The sequence below is a fragment of the Cytobacillus sp. BC1816 genome, from assembly GCF_051353635.1.
GTDB classification, from domain to species: Bacteria; Bacillota; Bacilli; order Bacillales; family Cytobacillaceae; genus Cytobacillus; species Cytobacillus oceanisediminis_C.
On record NZ_CP195611.1, the window covers coordinates 1,055,494 to 1,073,051 of the forward strand.

Annotated in this window: 16 protein-coding genes; 11 read left to right on the top strand and 5 right to left on the bottom strand. The window is 42.2% G+C overall.

What is annotated here, in order from left to right:
• The 3 genes from ACR42H_RS05620 to ACR42H_RS05630 all read left to right on the top strand — a co-directional run bounded on the left by ACR42H_RS05620 (position 1) and on the right by ACR42H_RS05630 (position 2,364).
• Complete coding sequence (locus ACR42H_RS05620; RefSeq protein ID WP_436375012.1) at positions 1-975, top strand: class I SAM-dependent methyltransferase; 975 nt, start codon at positions 1-3, stop codon at positions 973-975.
• 39 nt (positions 976-1,014) lie between these two features.
• On the top strand, positions 1,015-1,764 hold the full coding sequence (gene treR / locus ACR42H_RS05625; RefSeq protein ID WP_436375014.1) for a trehalose operon repressor: 750 nt from the start codon (positions 1,015-1,017) through the stop codon (positions 1,762-1,764).
• An 84-nt stretch (positions 1,765-1,848) separates the two neighbouring features.
• Complete coding sequence (locus ACR42H_RS05630; protein ID WP_436375016.1) at positions 1,849-2,364, top strand: type 1 glutamine amidotransferase domain-containing protein; 516 nt, start codon at positions 1,849-1,851, stop codon at positions 2,362-2,364.
• Between the two features lie 327 nt (positions 2,365-2,691).
• Here the strand turns inward: ACR42H_RS05630 and ACR42H_RS05635 are convergent, their stop codons facing one another.
• Positions 2,692-2,922, bottom strand: a complete 231-nt coding sequence (locus ACR42H_RS05635) for a DUF1128 domain-containing protein (protein ID WP_113883126.1) — start codon at positions 2,920-2,922, stop codon at positions 2,692-2,694.
• A 252-nt stretch (positions 2,923-3,174) separates the two neighbouring features.
• Between ACR42H_RS05635 and ACR42H_RS05640 the strand changes: the two genes are divergently transcribed.
• The gene (locus tag ACR42H_RS05640; RefSeq protein ID WP_113883127.1) at positions 3,175-3,555 is read left to right on the top strand and encodes a YtxH domain-containing protein; all 381 of its coding nucleotides are present in this window, start codon (positions 3,175-3,177) and stop codon (positions 3,553-3,555) included.
• A 19-nt stretch (positions 3,556-3,574) separates the two neighbouring features.
• Entirely contained in the window at positions 3,575-4,399 is an 825-nt protein-coding gene (locus ACR42H_RS05645) for a YihY/virulence factor BrkB family protein (RefSeq protein WP_436375018.1), read from the top strand.
• Positions 4,400-4,809: 410 nt separating this feature from the next.
• Here ACR42H_RS05645 and ACR42H_RS05650 read toward each other — a convergent pair whose 3' ends face one another.
• Entirely contained in the window at positions 4,810-6,732 is a 1,923-nt protein-coding gene (locus ACR42H_RS05650) for a heavy metal translocating P-type ATPase (RefSeq protein WP_436376850.1), read from the bottom strand.
• A 364-nt stretch (positions 6,733-7,096) separates the two neighbouring features.
• The gene (locus tag ACR42H_RS05655; RefSeq protein ID WP_436375020.1) at positions 7,097-8,275 is read right to left on the bottom strand and encodes an MFS transporter; all 1,179 of its coding nucleotides are present in this window, start codon (positions 8,273-8,275) and stop codon (positions 7,097-7,099) included.
• A 160-nt stretch (positions 8,276-8,435) separates the two neighbouring features.
• On the opposite strand from ACR42H_RS05655, the gene ACR42H_RS05660 reads away from it, so the two are divergent.
• The 4 genes from ACR42H_RS05660 (at position 8,436) to ACR42H_RS05675 (ending at position 12,943) form a co-directional block, all read left to right on the top strand.
• Positions 8,436-8,819 carry an OsmC family protein gene (locus ACR42H_RS05660; protein WP_113883131.1) on the top strand — a complete coding sequence of 128 codons (384 nt, stop codon included), beginning with the start codon at positions 8,436-8,438 and terminating at the stop codon, positions 8,817-8,819.
• 145 nt (positions 8,820-8,964) lie between these two features.
• Positions 8,965-10,107 carry an acyl-CoA dehydrogenase family protein gene (locus tag ACR42H_RS05665; protein WP_436375022.1) on the top strand — a complete coding sequence of 381 codons (1,143 nt, stop codon included), beginning with the start codon at positions 8,965-8,967 and terminating at the stop codon, positions 10,105-10,107.
• 512 nt (positions 10,108-10,619) lie between these two features.
• The gene (gene cax, locus ACR42H_RS05670; RefSeq protein ID WP_113883133.1) at positions 10,620-11,681 is read left to right on the top strand and encodes a calcium/proton exchanger; all 1,062 of its coding nucleotides are present in this window, start codon (positions 10,620-10,622) and stop codon (positions 11,679-11,681) included.
• 440 nt (positions 11,682-12,121) lie between these two features.
• A complete protein-coding gene (locus ACR42H_RS05675) occupies positions 12,122-12,943 on the top strand; it encodes a YfkD family protein (RefSeq protein ID WP_436375024.1) in 822 nt (273 codons plus the stop codon).
• Between the two features lie 291 nt (positions 12,944-13,234).
• On the opposite strand, the gene yfkAB is transcribed toward ACR42H_RS05675, so the two are convergent.
• Complete coding sequence (gene yfkAB / locus ACR42H_RS05680; RefSeq protein ID WP_436375026.1) at positions 13,235-14,350, bottom strand: radical SAM/CxCxxxxC motif protein YfkAB; 1,116 nt, start codon at positions 14,348-14,350, stop codon at positions 13,235-13,237.
• A 169-nt stretch (positions 14,351-14,519) separates the two neighbouring features.
• Between yfkAB and ACR42H_RS05685 the strand changes: the two genes are divergently transcribed.
• Both ACR42H_RS05685 and ggt read left to right on the top strand, forming a co-directional pair.
• Complete coding sequence (locus ACR42H_RS05685; protein WP_436375028.1) at positions 14,520-15,149, top strand: hypothetical protein; 630 nt, start codon at positions 14,520-14,522, stop codon at positions 15,147-15,149.
• A 142-nt stretch (positions 15,150-15,291) separates the two neighbouring features.
• Positions 15,292-16,998: a gamma-glutamyltransferase gene (gene ggt, locus ACR42H_RS05690; RefSeq protein WP_436375029.1), complete on the top strand. Its 1,707-nt coding sequence runs from the start codon at positions 15,292-15,294 to the stop codon at positions 16,996-16,998.
• 12 nt (positions 16,999-17,010) lie between these two features.
• On the opposite strand, the gene ACR42H_RS05695 is transcribed toward ggt, so the two are convergent.
• Positions 17,011-17,478, bottom strand: a complete 468-nt coding sequence (locus tag ACR42H_RS05695; RefSeq protein WP_436375030.1) for a DUF421 domain-containing protein — start codon at positions 17,476-17,478, stop codon at positions 17,011-17,013.
• Positions 17,479-17,558: the final 80 nt, after the last annotated feature.

Sequence of the window (17,558 nt, forward strand, 5' to 3'; positions counted from 1 at the left end):
GTGAGATTACTAAAAGCACGAAATTGGATGAAAAAGAACCAGCCGTTTTTGTACAGCTGGCATGCGTATGTAGGCTTCGAGCTTGACCTTTTTTCCCAGTTCCGCAGCTGGAAAACGGTAAAAGAGGTGGCATCAAGCAGAAATCTTCAGGAGGAGCTGCTTTTAAGGTGGGTGGAGGTGGGGCTTTCGATCCGCCATTTGAAAAAGAAAGGAAAGGATAAAATTAAGACAGCATCTAAATTCAGCCTTCCGTCCACGCCGAAAAACCCCCGATCTACAGGAATCATCCTGAAGGAAATGATGGAATTGCATATCCCGACTCTACTCTCTTATCCAGAACTGCTCCGTTCCAATAAGAAAAACACTTTTGATCATGAAGAGCATGGACCTACCGTAGCGAGAACGTCGTCACTGCTTGAACAGCTTGCACTGCCGCGTCTGATGAAAACTATAAAAAAAAACAAAATGGAAAGGATCATCGACATTGGCTGCGGGGAAGGCGGCTATTTAAGCAGAATCAGTCAAAAATTCCCCCAAGCAAAACTGGCAGGCATTGAAATTAATGAAGAGGTGGCAGATTCCGCCAGAACCAATTGCAAAGATATTCCGAACATTAAAATTGTCACAGCGGATGTTCATGAATACTCACCTGATCAGCAGGCTGATTTAATTATGGTCAATAATTTACTGCACTATATCCAGCCGGAGGATCGCAAGCAGTTGCTATCCCGCTTGAAAAGATGGCTTAGCCGGAAAGGATCCATAACTATTATCACGCCCATTCTTCATTCGAAGAAAGGGGAAGAGTTTTCAAGTGTTTTTAACAGCTTCTTCTCTGCATTTGAAAACCTCTATCCTACCCCGACCGAGGAGGATATACATCAGATCGCTAAAGAGCTGAAGCTAAAAGTAAAAACCTTCAAGCCGGTCATAACCGAAGGAGGATGGTATTTTATCCAGCTGTCCAACAGGTAAATGAAAACAGTCACAATAAATGGTAGAATGGTGTAAAACATGACTGAAATGGTGATTGAAATGAGAAATAATAAATACTTAGTGATTTATGAGGAGCTTGCCCAAAAAATTCAGGAAGGCAAGTATCCCGCCAGATCCATTCTGCCATCTGAACATGAATTGACGGAGATGTATTCCACTTCAAGGGAAACCATCCGCAAAGCTTTGAATTTGCTTGCACAAAACGGCTTTATCCAGAAAATCCGCGGGAAAGGCTCGATGGTCCTTGATTTGAAAAAGCTTCAGTTCCCCATATCGGGTCTAGTCAGCTTTAAAGAGCTGGCCGGGAAGATGGGTCAGCGTGCCGAAACGGTTGTGGACGAATTTTCACTCATCCAGCCTGACGCAGAAAAGATGAAACACCTCCATATTGATAAAAGTGAAAAGGTATGGAAAGTCTTTCGTGTCCGGAAAATTGAAGATGAGCGGATTATTTTGGACAAAGACTTTTTAGTTGAGAAATATGTCCCTGGCTTGACCAAAGAAATCTGCCAGAGCTCTATTTTTGCCTATATTGAGGGCGAACTCGGAAAAAAAATCAGCTTTGCCAAAAAGGAATTTACAGTGGAAGAACCAACTGCCGAAGATCGCAGGCTCCTTGATATGGAAGGATTCTATGCTATTGTGGTGGTGAAAAATTATATCTACTTCGACGATGCTACCCTTTTCCAATACACAGAGTCCAGACACAGACCGGACAAATTCAGGTTTGTTGACTTTGCAAGAAGAATGGACAGCGGGGTGTTTTAAAGGTGAACATGTATTTTTACGTTTAAGATTGTCCATTCAGGGAAATCTCCTTATGTGAAGATTTTTTCAAAGGAGATGTTATAAATGAGTAAAAAAATTGCATGCTTAATTACCGAGATGTTCGAAGATAGTGAATACACGGAACCTGCCCAAGCATTTAAAGAAGCCGGCCATGAAGTCGTGACAATTGAAAAGGAACAAGGCAAATCCGTTAAAGGAAAACAGGGTGAAGCCACTGTTCAAATAGATCAAAGCATTGATAACGTAAATCCGCAGAACTTTGATGCCCTGTTCCTGCCAGGCGGATTTTCACCGGATCAGCTTCGTGCCGATGACCGTTTTGTTCAATTTACAAAATCCTTCATGGACGAAAAGAAACCAGTATTCGCCATCTGCCACGGACCGCAGCTATTGCTGACAGCTAAAACATTGGAAGGCCGCGACGCAACCGGCTACAAATCCATCCAAGTCGACATGGAATACGCAGGTGCCAAATTCCAGGACTCAGAAGTCGTCGTCTGCCAAAACCAGTTAGTAACAAGCCGCCAGCCAGATGATATTCCGGCATTTACACGTGAATCGCTTAAGTTGTTAGGTTAATAAAATTGACAGCCCTCTGCCTGATTGGCAGGGGGTTTTTAATATTTGATTAATTGATTTTTTAAGGGGATTATCCATTCGCGTTTTGATTTCCTAAAATTCTTGTAAATACCGTGCTGATTGGAGCAGAAGGGACTCGATCCTCGAAAATGCTGACGCATTTTCTTCGTGCGGTGTTCATTCAGGGAAGCTTATTCAATGTCCTGCGGGAGCAGCGGAAAACGAGTCCCTGCAGCGGAAATCAGCACCCTAGGTCACCAGCTGCAAATTATGTCATAGGCATAGTAAAACCATCAAAAAAACAGCCCTCAAAAGGCTGCTTCATAATTACTTATTCTTCCTCAAATTCCCCAACTCTTCAACCAGCGCCTGCATCTCATTTGGGCTAAAAGAATTCTTCTTCATAACAAGATCATAAATATCCTTCAATTCCTCATACATTTCCTCATCAAAGTGGGAAGGCTTTATAGCACCTAAGTTTAAAACCTTCAGCTTTTCCTTAATAGCCTCAATCATAAACTCCACATTCTCAACCGATTTTTCCGACAAATTATTCATTTCGGAGACACCCTCTCTTAGCTATGTATTTGGACGCACACACTTTTCTTATCATCTTTCCACGATATCAACAAATTGTCAATATAAATTAGGCTTGCATGTACCATGGAAATTAGTAGAAAATAAAGGAGAAGTTTGTACAAATCACATAAGATAATACAAGAAAAGGACGAGTCAGGTTTCGTCAGCCGGAAAATAGGGAAAAATTGAACCAAATTTTCATATAATAATTTTGCTAAAGGAGAATAAAATATGGGGAAATCATTGTTTTGGAAAGGTGTACTATTTGGAGCACTTGCAGGCGGTGCGCTAAGCCTTCTTGACAAATCCACAAGGGAAACCGTTCTGAATAATTGCCGGAATACGTCCACCAATGTCGGCTATTACTTAAAACACCCAAGTGAAGCAGTGAATCAGGTAAAGGATGTTTCCAACAAAGTCAAAACAGCTATTGACCAGGTTAGTGAAGACGTAGCTTTTATTACTGGGACAGTAGAAGAAATAAAAGAAATGGCACCGGAAGTAACACAGATTGTCCAGAATACAAAACAGGCCTTTTCAGATATTAAGCTGAAGGGATCAAGCGAACTGCCGGAAAAATCTGCTGACGATTCAGTTCAGATTCCACATTAAAAACAAGTGAGGTGTTGGAATGGGACGAACTTTTTCGGCTCTGATTCCAAACTTATGGAGGAGAGCAGAAGAAGATGACGTGTTTGGACTTGCTGCCCAATTGGCGTATTTCTTTCTTCTCTCTCTTTTTCCACTGTTAATTTTCCTGGTCACACTCGTTCCTTATTTGCCGATCACACAGCAGGATATCTTAAATGTTGTTCGCGACTTTGCACCAGGAGAGACCATGAAGCTCATCGAAACCAATATCTATGAAATTACGCAAAGAAATGGAAAGCTGCTTTCCTTTGGGATCATCGCTACGCTCTGGTCAGCTTCAAATGGAATCAATGCCGTGGTGAAGGCTTTTAATAAGGCGTATGACGTAAAGGAAACCCGTCATTTTATTATTGCACGCGGGATGGCGATATTACTGACGTTTGCGATGATTTTTGTGTTTGTGCTGGCGTTGCTCCTTCCTGTTTTCGGAAGACAGATTGGTTTGTTTTTATCTTCGGAATTTGGTTTATCAGGCCAATTTCTGGCGATATGGAATATGATCCGCTGGTTAGTGAGTCCATTCATCCTATTTGTGGTGTTTACAGGGTTATACTGGATTGCCCCCAATAAAAAATTAAAGTGTATTAGTGTTGTGCCAGGAGCCATTTTTGCAACAGTCGGCTGGGTGCTGTCATCACTTGCCTTTTCATATTATGTCAGCAGCTTCGGCAACTTTTCCGCTACATATGGAAGCATTGGGGCTATTATTGTACTTATGATCTGGTTTTACATATCCGGCATTATCATCATTATTGGCGGGGAAATCAATGCCATCAATTCCAGGATCAATAAAGAGGATTGCTGATGAAAAAGTTACCTTCTTAAAAACATTCTCTCCGTAGCACAATAGTAATGGGGGAAAATGAATTTTCAGGAGGGCATCGATATGACAAAACACACGAAAAAAGATGGCGGCACAAAGCAAAAAGGCAAAAATAAACCTAAACAAAAAACATCCGGATCTGCTAACGGGCAGAACGGCTACCATTAAAAAGAAAAGCGGAAGTGCCTTGCCCACGTAGGACCGCAGACTAATGACGCCACGTCCTGTGGCAACGTCTGCATGACCCCCATCCTGGGGGCCCCAAGCACAAGACGAGCCTCTCGGAAAGGCGTATTTTGCCTTTTTGGGAGGATTGGTTTGTGACCTCGAGGGGGTAGGCTGCTTGCGCCAGACAGAAGAAAAGCCTGGGAAACTGAGTTCCCAGGCTTTTCTTATGATCTCAATAACCTTAGGCTATTTAAAATAACTAAAATGGTAGATCCTTCATGGCCGATTACTCCATAAGGAAGGTCAAGTATTTGCAGGAAGTTGGATGCAATTAAAAACATAATGACTGTTATAGAAAAGATGACATTTTGTTTGATGATGCGATTCATTCGGCTTGAAAGTTCAATGGCTTCTGCAATTTTTGGCAGGTCATTTTTCATTAAGACAACATCAGCTGTTTCGAGCGCTACATCCGTTCCTTCGCCCATGGCAATTCCGACATTTGCCGTTGCAAGGGCAGGGGCATCGTTAATTCCGTCACCGACCATGGCGACATTGCTGTATTTTTCCTTCAGCTTTTTTAAATGCTCCACTTTGTTTTCAGGCAGGCATTCGGCAATATGTTCATTAACATGGCTTTCGCTGGCAATCGCTGCGGCCGTGGTCTGGCTGTCTCCAGTAAGCATAATGGTGTAAATTCCTTGCTGCTTCAATAGGTCAATAGCCTGTTTGGTTTCTTCACGGACAACATCCTTTAGGGAAACAAGGCCGATTACTTCTTCATTTTTCTGTACAAACACAACAGTTTTCCCTTCACTTGCCATGCGATCGGCAGCAGCTTCTGCAAACGCCTTGGCCTCTGCTTTTCCTACAAAAGAGGCTTTGCCGATTTTCCATTCATCCTGATCAACTTTGGCTTTGACTCCAAATCCAGTAACATCTTCAATGCTTTCCGGACGAACAAGGGATTCTGATAGTGTTTCTTTGGCATATTTGACTATGGCATTTGCAAGCGGGTGGTTTGAATGACTCTCAATGGAAGCTACCTTTAGAAGCAGCTCTTCCCTGGAAAGACCATCCTTGACTATTACATCGGTTACTTCCGGTTTTCCTTTTGTCAGTGTGCCGGTTTTATCAAAGGCGATTGCCTTAAGGTGGCTTAAGTTTTCGAGGTGCACGCCTCCTTTAAATAGAATTCCGTGCTTCGCACCATTCGAAATGGCTGATAAAGTCGCCGGCATGATCGATGCAACCAGGGCACAGGGTGAAGCGACGACAAGCAGAATCATTGCCCGATAAAAGGTTTCTGTCCAGCTCCATCCCAAAAGAAAGTGAGGAGCAAACATCATTAAAACGACAACAGCCAAAACCACTTTGACATAGGTTCCTTCAAACTTTTCAATGAAAAGCTGTGAAGGGGATTTCTCACTTTGGGCTGATTGGACCAGCTCAATGATTTTTTGAAAAAGGGTTTCGTTATTTGGTTTTGTTATTTCAACTGTAATCGATCCGTTCAAATTCACAGTACCGGCAAATACCTGGTCATCTGCTCCTTTGGAAACTGGCAGTGATTCACCCGTGATGGCTGCCTCGTCCAATGATGAATGGCCTTTTACAATCGTTCCATCCGATGGAACACGTTCACCTGGTTTCACCAGAATTAAATCCCCAATTTCCAGCTCAGAAACATGCACACGTTCCTCGGACCCGTCTATGATCCTCAAGGCTTCTTCCGGCTGAAGCTCCATGAGGGAAGAAATTTCTTTATGGCTCTTGTTCATGGTGTATGTTTCTAAAGCACCGCTGACCGCAAAGATAAATATCAGGATTGCACCTTCTGTCCAATACCCGATAATGGCTGATCCGATCGCAGCAAAGATCATCAGCATTTCAACATTCAGCTCTTTATTCTCAATGGTCTCTTCGATGCCTTCTTTTGCTTTCGCAAAGCCGCCGATAATGAAAGCCAGCAGGTAAGCGGCAATCGATGCAGCCTCCATATTGCTTCGGTCTAATAACCAGCCTGCCAGAATCAACACACCGCTTAAAAGAGCGGCAATCAGTTCAGCATGTGGTTTGATTTTTTCTAAAAGGTTTTCTTCAGATGCAGTGCTGCTTTTAAGCAATGCCTTTGCCTCCATACTCATCATGTGTCCTCCTAAAATGATTTTAATGTTTTTTCAGTTGTCTTATTGAGAAGAATAATCACATTCAATACCCCTAAAAAACGACGAAAGCTGCCACCAATTAGGTGACAGCGTTAAAATCCAGTCATATCAGGTAATGCAGCTAGCATTATGCAAATATTGTATTCTATTACACTTATTTTACTATATAGCCTATGAAAAGAAAAGTTAAACGGTCTCTATAAAAATTAAATAAATTAATTTTAGCTTATGAATTTTGCACGTCTATTTCCGCTGCGGGAACTTGATTTCCACTCCAATCAACTCAGAGTAATTTAATTTGCATTTAAAAACCCCGCACTAATATTAAACTACTTTACAATGCTTAGAATGACTGGCTCTTTTCCAATACCTGCTGTTTATTCCCAAACAATGTGACTGCGCCAAAGATAATCAAAAGCATGACACTGATAATATTGAAGAAGCTTATGGATTTGAATAATTCAATGAACAGTCCGCCGAAATAGGGGCCAATCAGGCTGCCGAGGCTAAAAGCTACTCCGCATAGCAGGTTGCCGGTTGGCAGCAGGTTTTTTGGCATTAAGTCTGCCATATAGGTGATGCCAAGTGAAAAGGTTGATCCGACGGCCATGCCGGCAATGAATAAGCAAACTGTCAGAGCAAAAACCAATTCTTCGAGCATGCTTGCAGCGACGAAGCTGATAAACCCGATAAAAAGAACACTCATTAACACATTGCGTCTTCCAAATTTATCACTCATGATTCCTAAAGGAAGCTGGAATATGATTCCGCCGATTGCAAATGAAGTCAGCAGCAGGGAAACACTTGAAACTTCCAGCCCGATGCGCAGGCCGTAGATAGGGAAGCTGCCATTCAAGGAGGCTTCAAGAAACCCATAGCCCAACGCAGGCAAGAAGGCAACCCAGCCATATTTTGTGGCTTTTGAAAAACGTTTCATTGTTTCCCTGAATGAGTTGATTTCAATGGACTGTTCAGGGAAGTCATTTTTCAATGTAAATAAGAAAAGCCAGGCAATCAGACATAGCATGGAAGAAAGGACAAACGGCATGGTTTCATTAATTTTGACAAGCGGGGCCATTAATGGCCCTACAGCAAATCCTGCCCCGAAGAAAAGTCCATATAATGATATATTCCGGCCGCGTTTGTTTTCAGGTGAAAAGGACGTGATCCATGTTTGTGTTCCGAAGTGCAGTGCATGGTCTCCAATTCCAATTAACAGCCGGAGAATGAACCAAAACCAAAAGGATTTCCAGAGAGGAAACAGGATGAGAGAAACCACCACTAATAAGCCTCCAAGGACAATAACAGGCTTGTAGCCGTATTTGCGCAATGGATATTCCATAAAAGGAGAGATGAGCAGAATCCCAATGTATAAACCTGTTGCATTCAAACCATTCAAGCTGGAGGAAATGCCGTCATTTTCAAAAATAACCGCAATTAAAGGAAGCAGCATTCCCTGGCTGAAACCTGAAATGGCAACAATGCTGATGAGAATCCAAAAACGCATTGTTTCTTTATTCATATTAAAACCTCATTTTCTGACGTGAAATATAAATGTCTCCTAAATGATGGTATCGGGAATAGGGAATCTTGGCAAGAGAAAGTTGCTGGTCATAATATTTTTGTTTATAGATAAAATAGTGTAATCTCTAATATTAATAAGATAAAAAGGGGCGAATACCATGGAATTTAAAATGAAGGAAGAAGCAGGCTTCTATACCGATTTGCCATTTGGACGCCTGGATGTTGCCGGGGATGAAGAGTATGGCTTCAGACCGTACCAGCTGCTTGTCGCGTCGCTGGCTGTGTGCAGCGGGGGTGTTTTGAGAAAGATCATGAAAAAAATGCGCATGGAATTTGAAGACATCGAAATAAAAACCAATGTGGAAAGAAATCCTGAAGTTGCCGACCGTGTAGAGAAGGTACATATTCATTTCATCATAAAAGGAACTGACTTAAATGAGGCGAAGCTTCACAAAGCATTGGAATTGACTAGAAAGAATTGTTCCATGGTGCGCTCAGTGGAAGATAGCATTGAAATAGAAGAGACATTTGAACTTATTTAAAACGCAAACAAGGAAGAGGATGCCTCTTTCTTTTTTTTATAGTCCAAGCTTTTCATCAGTATCTTTGTGATGGGGGAATGAAAAATAGTATAATAATTCCTATAAAAATAATAAGAATTAAATAATAGAAGTGAGGTGCCCCGCAATGAAATTCCAAGACTTGCATACAGCCGAAGAAAGAATCCAGCTCATGGAAAAACTCTCCGAAACGTTTTTATCAAGAGCTGGCAAAAATGATGAAGAGGGTCTTTTCCCTTATGAAAATATAAAAGAACTCAAAGAATCAGGATATACATCATTAACAGTCCCCAGAAGATATGGAGGAAAGGAAATCTCCCTTTCTGAATTTCTGCGGCTCCAGGAAAAGATTGCTGAAGGAGATGGCTCCACAGCCTTATCCATTGGCTGGCATATGGGCATTATCAAAAGCCTTGGCGAGAAAAACAACTGGGATGAATCCGTATTTAAGGCTTTATGTGAAGAAGTAAAAAAGGGGGCTTTAATGAATAACTGTGCAACAGAACCGCAGACAGGCAGCCCTACAAGGGGAGGAAAGCCAGTTACCTCAGCCAGAAAAGAAGAAGGTTTCTGGATCATTAATGGCCGGAAAAGCTTTACGACCATGGCCCCTGTACTTGATTACTTCAATGTGAGCGCCACGATTGAAGAGAGCGGAGAAATAGGAAACTTCTTAATTCCGAGAAGTTCCAAAGGCTTGGAGATAGAGGAAACATGGGACAGCATTGCCATGAGAGGAACGGGGAGCCATGATCTTCTTTTAAAAAATGTAAGAGTGAAGCAGGACGTGCTAGTCGAGCTGTTTCAGCCCGGCAAAAAGGGAGCGGCTGGCTGGCTTCTCCATATACCGGCCTGTTATCTAGGCATTGGACAGGCGGCTCAAGATTATGCCATTACCTTCGCCAAAAATTATTCCCCGAACAGCATTAGCGGTGCCATCATTGATTTGCCCAACGTTCAGCAAAAAATTGGCGAGATGGAACTTGAACTCATGAGTGCACGCCATTTCCTCTATTCGGTTGCAAGAAAATGGGATGAAGCAAACGATGAAACCAGAAACAGGATGCAGCCTGAATTGGGAGCCGTCAAGCTGGCTGTAACAAATGCGGCCATTACAGTAGTCGATTTAGCCATGCGGGTAGCAGGTGCCCGCAGTTTATCAGCAAAAAATCCTCTGCAGCGCTATTACAGGGATGTGCGTGCCGGTCTGCATAATCCGCCAATGGATGATATGACGATTTTGGCCTTAGCAAAAAAAGCTATAAAGTAACCTGGAAGGCTGCTGTCTTAGCAGTCTTAGTTATTGGGTAAAACTTATATCATTGTAGCCCCAATCGCCTGGTGATTGGGGTATTTTGTTGTCTTCAAGTCTGAATTAGCTTTAAGTTTCGGACAGCACAAGTCGTGATAAAGTCTCCCCGAGTTCGGACAAGAGAAGAGAAAAAACCGTGGATTGGGTCCGAAGCCGCCCTGAGTTCGGACGGAAAAAGATGGAAAACCGTGATTTGTGTCCCCAGAGTTCAAACAGCAAAAGCTAAATTTCTGTTCATTCAGTCCCGATCATTACCTACATCTATAGGGAATTACCATGATTTTACTAAACCAGAGTTTCTGGAATGGGGTTCCCTGCTTTTTAAAATGCCTAAATCCTGCTTCAAGTTTGAATCATTTCGAAATCGGCTAAAGAGAAAGAACGTTTTACATAAACTGACTGCATATAATCACATATGAAGGAATGAGCAGGCAATACTAAAAAATATTAAAACGTAAGGAGAAAAAGATATGACAAATAAAGTTTTCATGGTATTGGCGTTTGCAGGTGTGCCGCTGTCTGTCATCGGTACATTGATGCATTGGTCCAATATTTTGCTGTTTGTGATCTACTGCATCACCATTATTGCATTGGCCAGCTATATGGGAAGGGCCACAGAAAGCCTTGCCATAGTAGCCGGACCCCGAATTGGAGGGTTGCTGAATGCCACCTTTGGAAATGCGGTTGAACTGATCATTTCGATTTTTGCTTTAAAAGCCGGCCTGATTAGTGTTGTTCTTGCATCACTGACAGGATCTGTATTGGGGAATTTACTGTTAGTGGCAGGCCTTTCTTTTTTCATTGGCGGAGTTAAATATAAGACCCAGTCCTTTAATGTCTATGATGCACGTCATAACTCAGGACTCCTGATGTTTGCCGTCATTGTGGCTTTTGTGATTCCTGAAGTTTTTTCAATGACCATGGATGAAGCTGAAACGATTACTTTCAGCATAGGCATCTCAGTCATTTTAATCGCTCTTTACTTAGCAGCTTTGTTTTTCAAACTGGTCACTCACCGGGGTGTCTATCAGTCTAAAGAGGATGACAGAAGTTCTCATGAGGAGGAAACTCCGGAGTGGAGCAAAGGGAAAGCCATTGCTGTACTTGCCATTTCGACCATTGCTGTTGCTTATGTATCAGAGAATCTGGTTCACACCTTCGAAGAAGTTGGAGAAGCGTTTGGCTGGACAGAACTGTTTATTGGGGTGGTCATTGTGGCGATCGTGGGAAATGCCGCTGAGCATGCTTCTGCCATCATTATGGCTTATAAAAATAAAATGGATATAGCTGTTGAAATCGCTGTTGGTTCCACGCTGCAGGTTGCGATGTTTGTAGCACCTGTCCTTGTACTGCTTTCATTGCTGTTCCCGGCTGCAATGCCTCTTGTCTTTACATTGCCTGAGTTAATTGCCATGGTTACAGCGGTGCTGCTTATGATTGTCATTGGCAATGATGGAGAAACCAACTGGTTCGAAGGCGCCACTCTGCTGGCAGCTTACGTTATAATGGGAATCGGATTTTATCTTTTATAGTTATGACCAAACAGAAAACCGGCTCTGAATAAAATCTCAGGGCCGGTTATTTATATGGGTATTTAAGTACTTTTTTAAAGGATTATGTTTTTCAGAGAATGGTTCTGTTCGCTTTCAGTCATTGATCACCAACCTTTACGCTGATTTTTGACCATTAACCTTACTTGCAGATGACTTAACAAAAAAACTATTCTCCTCCTTTTACATAGTAGTGGGGTTGATTTCAACTGCCCTCCTTTTGTTTAGTAAGCCTATTATAATACATTATTAGATATTTGTAAATATTCAGATTTTTACAAAACCATTACAAATGAAATAATTTTGCAGTTGTTTCCTCCTCAAATCCCTCCCTTATTTTTCACGGGACGGATAATATCCACTTTCTCCGAAAAAACTAATATCAACCTAAAAAGATTGTGACTTGAAAGGAGAAAGACATCATGAAAAAATACGTTAGCATTCTTTTTTTAGGTCTTATATTAATGCTGTCATTCCATCCGGCCGCAGAAGCGCAGAAAGGGGCTGAGAAATCGGCAAAACAGCCGCCGAAAGCCATTGCTGTCCCTAATTCGGTGCTGAATGTTACAAAGGAAAATACGTACCCGAATCCGGCTCAGGATATGCCGACACTCCAGCCAAGTGAATTAACCCAGCAGCTCATTGATTCATCCAAGGTTAAAATCGAAAATCCGGATCTCATTCGGATGCTGAATGAAACCTCTGTAAGCAGCACTCCGTTCGCACTTGGATACAGAGCCATCGTATATCTCGGTCAGTGGCCGCTAAATTATGAGTCTGCTGAAACCTCCCCTAATTGGGAATATCAGAGGATTAATACGAATTATTTCGACAACCGCGGCGGCAAGGCCCCTTACCAGATTCATTATGTGCAGGAAGCCCAAAAGGTTGTCCGCGGAGGTCTGACTGCCAAGGTTCCCAATGCAGAGGATGTAAAAAAGATGATGCTTCTCAAGGCCATGGAGAAATCCGGTCTGCCTCTTGCTTTTGAAACGATTGTTGGCGCAGGCACCAAAAAAGATCATATCTATAACATTCCGCCCAAAAGATTAGGGTATCTATACGGCTATGCCCCTGCAATCAACGAAAAGGGGAAAGTAACGTATGGAGAAGTATATTTAATGCTAAAAGGCAGCAAGAAAATGATTGTCATTAAAAATGTCACTTCACAGGGAATAGGTGCCTGGATTCCGATTCAGGATCATGTGACGTTTGGGTTTGTTGTTTCCGAAAGGCCTAGATAATAAGAAAAGCGCAAGCGCCTGCCCACAAAGGAACGCAGACCAAGAACGCCACGTCCTCACAAAAACTAACGTTTTCGGTCGTGCGATGTTTATGCTGACAAAGCCTTCCTTCCTTGTCCTGTGGGCCTCAAGCATAAGACGAAACTCACGGAAAGGCGTTCTTTGCCTTTTCGGAGGAATGGCTTGTGACCTCGAGGGGGGAGGCGCAGGTGCTAGACAGTTATCGACGGTGCAAAGTTTTATGCTTTTTTGTAAGAAAAGCCAGCCTTACATCTAGGCTGGCTTAATCTATTAGATATTGGAGCGTCTTATTTTAAAATCTGTTTCTTTATAGTAGCTGTTCTTTACAAGAACGTTTGGGCCAAGACATCTAACCTCCGCACAATGACAGTTAAGTGAATCAGCGAGTTCTGTTCTGCTCCACTTTTGATAAATGTCCTCAAGCTGATCGGTTTGGATATTTCCCAGCGGCGGTGTATCGCCAAAGTCAGTGACAATGACATCGCCGGTGAAAATATTTATATTCAGCCGTGATCTTCCGTCAGGGTCATTCCGGACTGTTATATTATTTGATGAATGCAGTCTTCTTAAAAGTTCCAGGTCTTCGTTATTGCTGCTGCAGGCATAAAAGGGCAGGGTGCCAAACAGCATCCATGTATTCTCATCACGTATATCCAGCAGATGATGGATGGCCGATCTCATTTCTTCAAGAGTTAAAGTTTCTAATGAAGAGGCGAAGTCTGATGGATACATTGGATGGACCTCATGGCGCTGACAGTTCATTTCTTCTATAATTTGTTTATGAATTTTTTCAAGGTAAGGCAATGTCCGTTTGTTGAGCATTGTTTCAGCAGAGACCATTACTCCCGCTTTCACGAGCTCCCTGCTGTTTTCAATCATCCTGAAAAAGAGCCGCTTACGCTGCTCTATCGTCGGTTTTCGCTCCATCATCGCAAAGCCGCCCTCAATAAAATCCTCCTCAGTTCCCCAGTTATGAGAAATATGAAGGACATCCAAGTATGGAATGATTTCTTCATAACGGGCTAACTCCAGTGTCAGATTAGAATTAATCTGTGTTCTGACCCCTCTATCGTGCGCATAGCGAAGCAGCGGCGCAACATAATTTTTAACCGATTTTTTTGAAAGCATCGGCTCCCCGCCGGTAATGCTCAGTGAGCTTAAATGAGGAATTTCATCCAGCCTCTTAAGCATCAAATCAATGGGCAGGGCATCTGGGTCCCTGGGCTGAAGTGTATAGCCGACAGCGCAGTGTTCACAGCGCATGTTGCATAATACAGTGGTTGTGAATTCAATATTTGAAAGCACCAATTTTCCGTGCTGATCGATATCGGAATACGCTTCCCATGGATCATTTTCCGGTGTGATAGGTGAAAGTTGTGTTTTCATATGTATCTCCTTTTAAATCTAAGTCCTTTGTCATTATTTAATCTTTCAAATTTCTTGTCAATCGATAGTTTGGACTAAAAATGATATAAAAACGTTTAATTTCTCCTCCTGCGGGAATTAACTCAATAACAAACGCGAAACACTTTTTAACTTAAGAGGAGGATTTAACATGGAACAGAATAACACTTATAATACAACAAACACAACAAATGCTTTGAGGTCAGATTATGGACAGGATATGAATTATGACCATGATAACGGACCAAACAGCAAGCTGATGAAAGGGATTGTCATTGGCGGTATTATTGGCGGGGCTTTAGCAATGCTGGATAGTACAACAAGAACAAAAGTAAAAACGAAAGCGATGGATCTAAAGGATTCTTCTGCAAATCTTATTTCAGAAGTGAAAGAAAATCCTGGTGATATAAAGGAAAATATGATTAACCAGTTTAAGAGTGCTTCCAATACTCTTAAAGAGGCCATTAAAGATGCCCAGAGTTTGTACCAGCGTGTCAACGAAGATGTTTTCGGCAACATGGATATGGTAAAAGAAGTGTCTAACGAAGCCATGTCAACAGCAAAGGAAGCGAAAAGCGAACTGGCTGATATCGGGTCAAAAGTAAAGGAAGCAGGTTCAGAATTAATGGAAAGCCCTGTTGAAAACGGTGGAAATTCCACAGGCTCAAACTATCAGGCAGCAAGTTCAGTGAGCAGTTCAAACACCGCTTTTCCGGTAGAGCGTGGCGAAAGTGCAGTCACCTATAGTCCTGAGACTCAAAAGAACAGCAATAACCTTTAATAATAATATAAAATTTCCTCTGCTCTTATATGAGTGGGGGATTTTTTATTGGTTTTGTTTCCTAATGATGGTTGTTTTATATATACACTGAGGGGGTAACCCTTAACTATAGGGTATAGGACATTTTTTGGAGGTTACATTTATGGGTTATAGACGAGGGAAATCATTATCAAAGGATATGGAAAAACAGTCTTACGAAAGAGAAACAGCTGTTGGAACTGCGGGGATGGTAGTCAGTCCTCATTCAGCTGCCACAGATATAGGTGAAAAAATACTGCGGGAGGGCGGCAATGCAGTAGATGCTGCAGCTGCCATCCAATTTGCTTTAAATGTAGTGGAACCAATGATGACAGGCATTGGCGGAAGCGGATTTTTAATGGTTTACGACAATAAAAAGAAAGATGTAAAAATATATGATGGCCACACAAGGGCGCCAAAGGGCGTTCATCCGGAAATGTTCCTCGATGACAATGGGGAAGTAATCGACTTTCGCAAACGCTCCACACATGGAACAGCTGTAGGGATTCCGGGAATATTAAAAGCAATAGATACAGCTCTAAAGGAGCATGGTTCCAAGCCATTGGCCGATTTGATTCAGCCGGCAATAGATGCAGCAGAGAGCGGTGTAAAAGTGAATTGGGTGATGGAAGAGGCACTTCAGAACTTTCATTACAGACTGGGTGAGGAAGCGAAAGCCTTTTATTTTCCGGAAGGCAAATCTCTAAAGGAAGGTGACAGTATAGTCAAAGATCATTTAGCGAAGACATTCCGGATCCTGCAAAAAGAAGGAATATCCTCCTTTTATGAAGGAGAGATAGCTGAAGCCATCGTAGAATCTTTAAATGAAGAGGGCGGCTTTATGACGGTTGAGGACCTAAAGAATTACCGGCTTACCATTGATGAGCCGATATGGGGCCAGTATAAAGGCTATAAGATTGCTTCGTCAGCTCCTCCAAGTGCAGGCGGGGTAACTGTTATCCAAATTCTTAAAATGCTGGAGAAGTTTGATTTGAGCAAATATGAGGCAAAGTCCTGGGAAAAGTACTATCTGATCACTGAAGCCATGCGATTGGCATTTGCGGACAAAGTTGCCTATTCAGGTGATCCTGAATTTTCTGATCTGCCTATTGAAGGCCTGGTTCATGATGATTATATTGCTGAAAGGGTCAAAGCTATTAATTTTAAAAGAAGAAATGATGCAATAGACTTTGGTAACCCATGGAAATATCAAGACGGTGAGCCTAATCAGATTATCAGGCAGCCGGATGATTTAGAGAAAAGTGAAACTACCCATTTCACAGTTGTCGATCAATGGGGAAATATTGCCGCATGTACATCAACTGTTGAGCATCCATTTGGGTCAGGAATTATGGTAAAAGGCTACGGGTTTTTATTAAACAATGAGCTCACAGACCTTGATGCCAACCCTGGCGGAATCAATGAGCCCAAACCGGACAAAAGGCCAGTCAGCTGCAAAAGCCCGACGATTTTATTTAAGGATGACCAGCCGGTTCTAACTCTAGGTTCTCCAGGCGGACCGACCATTATTGGCTCGGTTTTTCAGACGATTGTGAACATCATTGATCATAAAATGAATTTAAAAGAAGCTATTGAAGAACCAAGGATTTTTGCCACCACAGGCCCACTCATTGAATGGGAGCCAGGGATTAGCATGGAGTCCAAAGGAGAATTGGAATCAAGAGGGTTTGAGTTTGGAGATAATCCAAGCAGAATCGGGAATGTTCAGGCCATTCAGATTGACAGAGAGAAAGGCCGTCTATATGGTGCTGCTGATTCCAGCCGTGAAGGAAAGGCAGCCGGAATTACAGAGGAGCAAATAAAAAGCTGATGCTGCTTGGCATCAGCTTTTCTTTGGGTCAATATCTGATAATGTACTCGCAGTGCTGTTTGAGCTGCTCCTTTTAATGACTGACATACTGCCGTCAGTCTCGAATACAACTGCCTCAACATCTTCCATTGAGGAATACCCACTGGAACGAATAGCCTGTATAATTTCTGATTTCAAAACCCTGTTTTTATTTAAGGCTGACTCTATGAATTGTCCTTGATAATATAGCAGGTCAGGACAGGATTTAATGAATTCATTGAATTTAGATGAATGAAGAGAAAGCCAGGCTACTGTATACTGCATGCCAATTAATAGAACATATGCAGTCAGCCCCTCTGCAAGTGAAACCTGTTTGTTAAGGAAAATAGTCGCCAGAGTAGACCCAAGGGCAACTGTTACCACTAAATCAAATGCATTCATTTTTGTTAAGGTCCGTTTTCCTGATATTCTCAGGAACAAAATCAGAAAAATATAGCTCACAGCTCCAATAGAAAGAACTCTCCATAAATCTTGCCAGCTGGAAAAAAGCATGAGTGCCTCCCTTCTTTATGGTTCTTATT

Bases quoted from the DNA above. Each gene is read 5' to 3' on its own strand.
- treR (WP_436375014.1), top strand. From the start codon at position 1,015: ATGACTGAAATGGTGATTGAAATGAGAAATAATAAATACTTAGTGATT.
- ACR42H_RS05630 (WP_436375016.1), top strand. From the start codon at position 1,849: ATGAGTAAAAAAATTGCATGCTTAATTACCGAGATGTTCGAAGATAGT.
- ACR42H_RS05635 (WP_113883126.1), bottom strand. From the start codon at position 2,922: ATGAATAATTTGTCGGAAAAATCGGTTGAGAATGTGGAGTTTATGATT.
- ACR42H_RS05640 (WP_113883127.1), top strand. From the start codon at position 3,175: ATGGGGAAATCATTGTTTTGGAAAGGTGTACTATTTGGAGCACTTGCA.
- ACR42H_RS05645 (WP_436375018.1), top strand. From the start codon at position 3,575: ATGGGACGAACTTTTTCGGCTCTGATTCCAAACTTATGGAGGAGAGCA.
- ACR42H_RS05650 (WP_436376850.1), bottom strand. From the start codon at position 6,732: ATGAGTATGGAGGCAAAGGCATTGCTTAAAAGCAGCACTGCATCTGAA.
- ACR42H_RS05655 (WP_436375020.1), bottom strand. From the start codon at position 8,275: ATGAATAAAGAAACAATGCGTTTTTGGATTCTCATCAGCATTGTTGCC.
- ACR42H_RS05660 (WP_113883131.1), top strand. From the start codon at position 8,436: ATGGAATTTAAAATGAAGGAAGAAGCAGGCTTCTATACCGATTTGCCA.
- ACR42H_RS05665 (WP_436375022.1), top strand. From the start codon at position 8,965: ATGAAATTCCAAGACTTGCATACAGCCGAAGAAAGAATCCAGCTCATG.
- cax (WP_113883133.1), top strand. From the start codon at position 10,620: ATGACAAATAAAGTTTTCATGGTATTGGCGTTTGCAGGTGTGCCGCTG.
- ACR42H_RS05675 (WP_436375024.1), top strand. From the start codon at position 12,122: ATGAAAAAATACGTTAGCATTCTTTTTTTAGGTCTTATATTAATGCTG.
- yfkAB (WP_436375026.1), bottom strand. From the start codon at position 14,350: ATGAAAACACAACTTTCACCTATCACACCGGAAAATGATCCATGGGAA.
- ACR42H_RS05685 (WP_436375028.1), top strand. From the start codon at position 14,520: ATGGAACAGAATAACACTTATAATACAACAAACACAACAAATGCTTTG.
- ggt (WP_436375029.1), top strand. From the start codon at position 15,292: ATGGGTTATAGACGAGGGAAATCATTATCAAAGGATATGGAAAAACAG.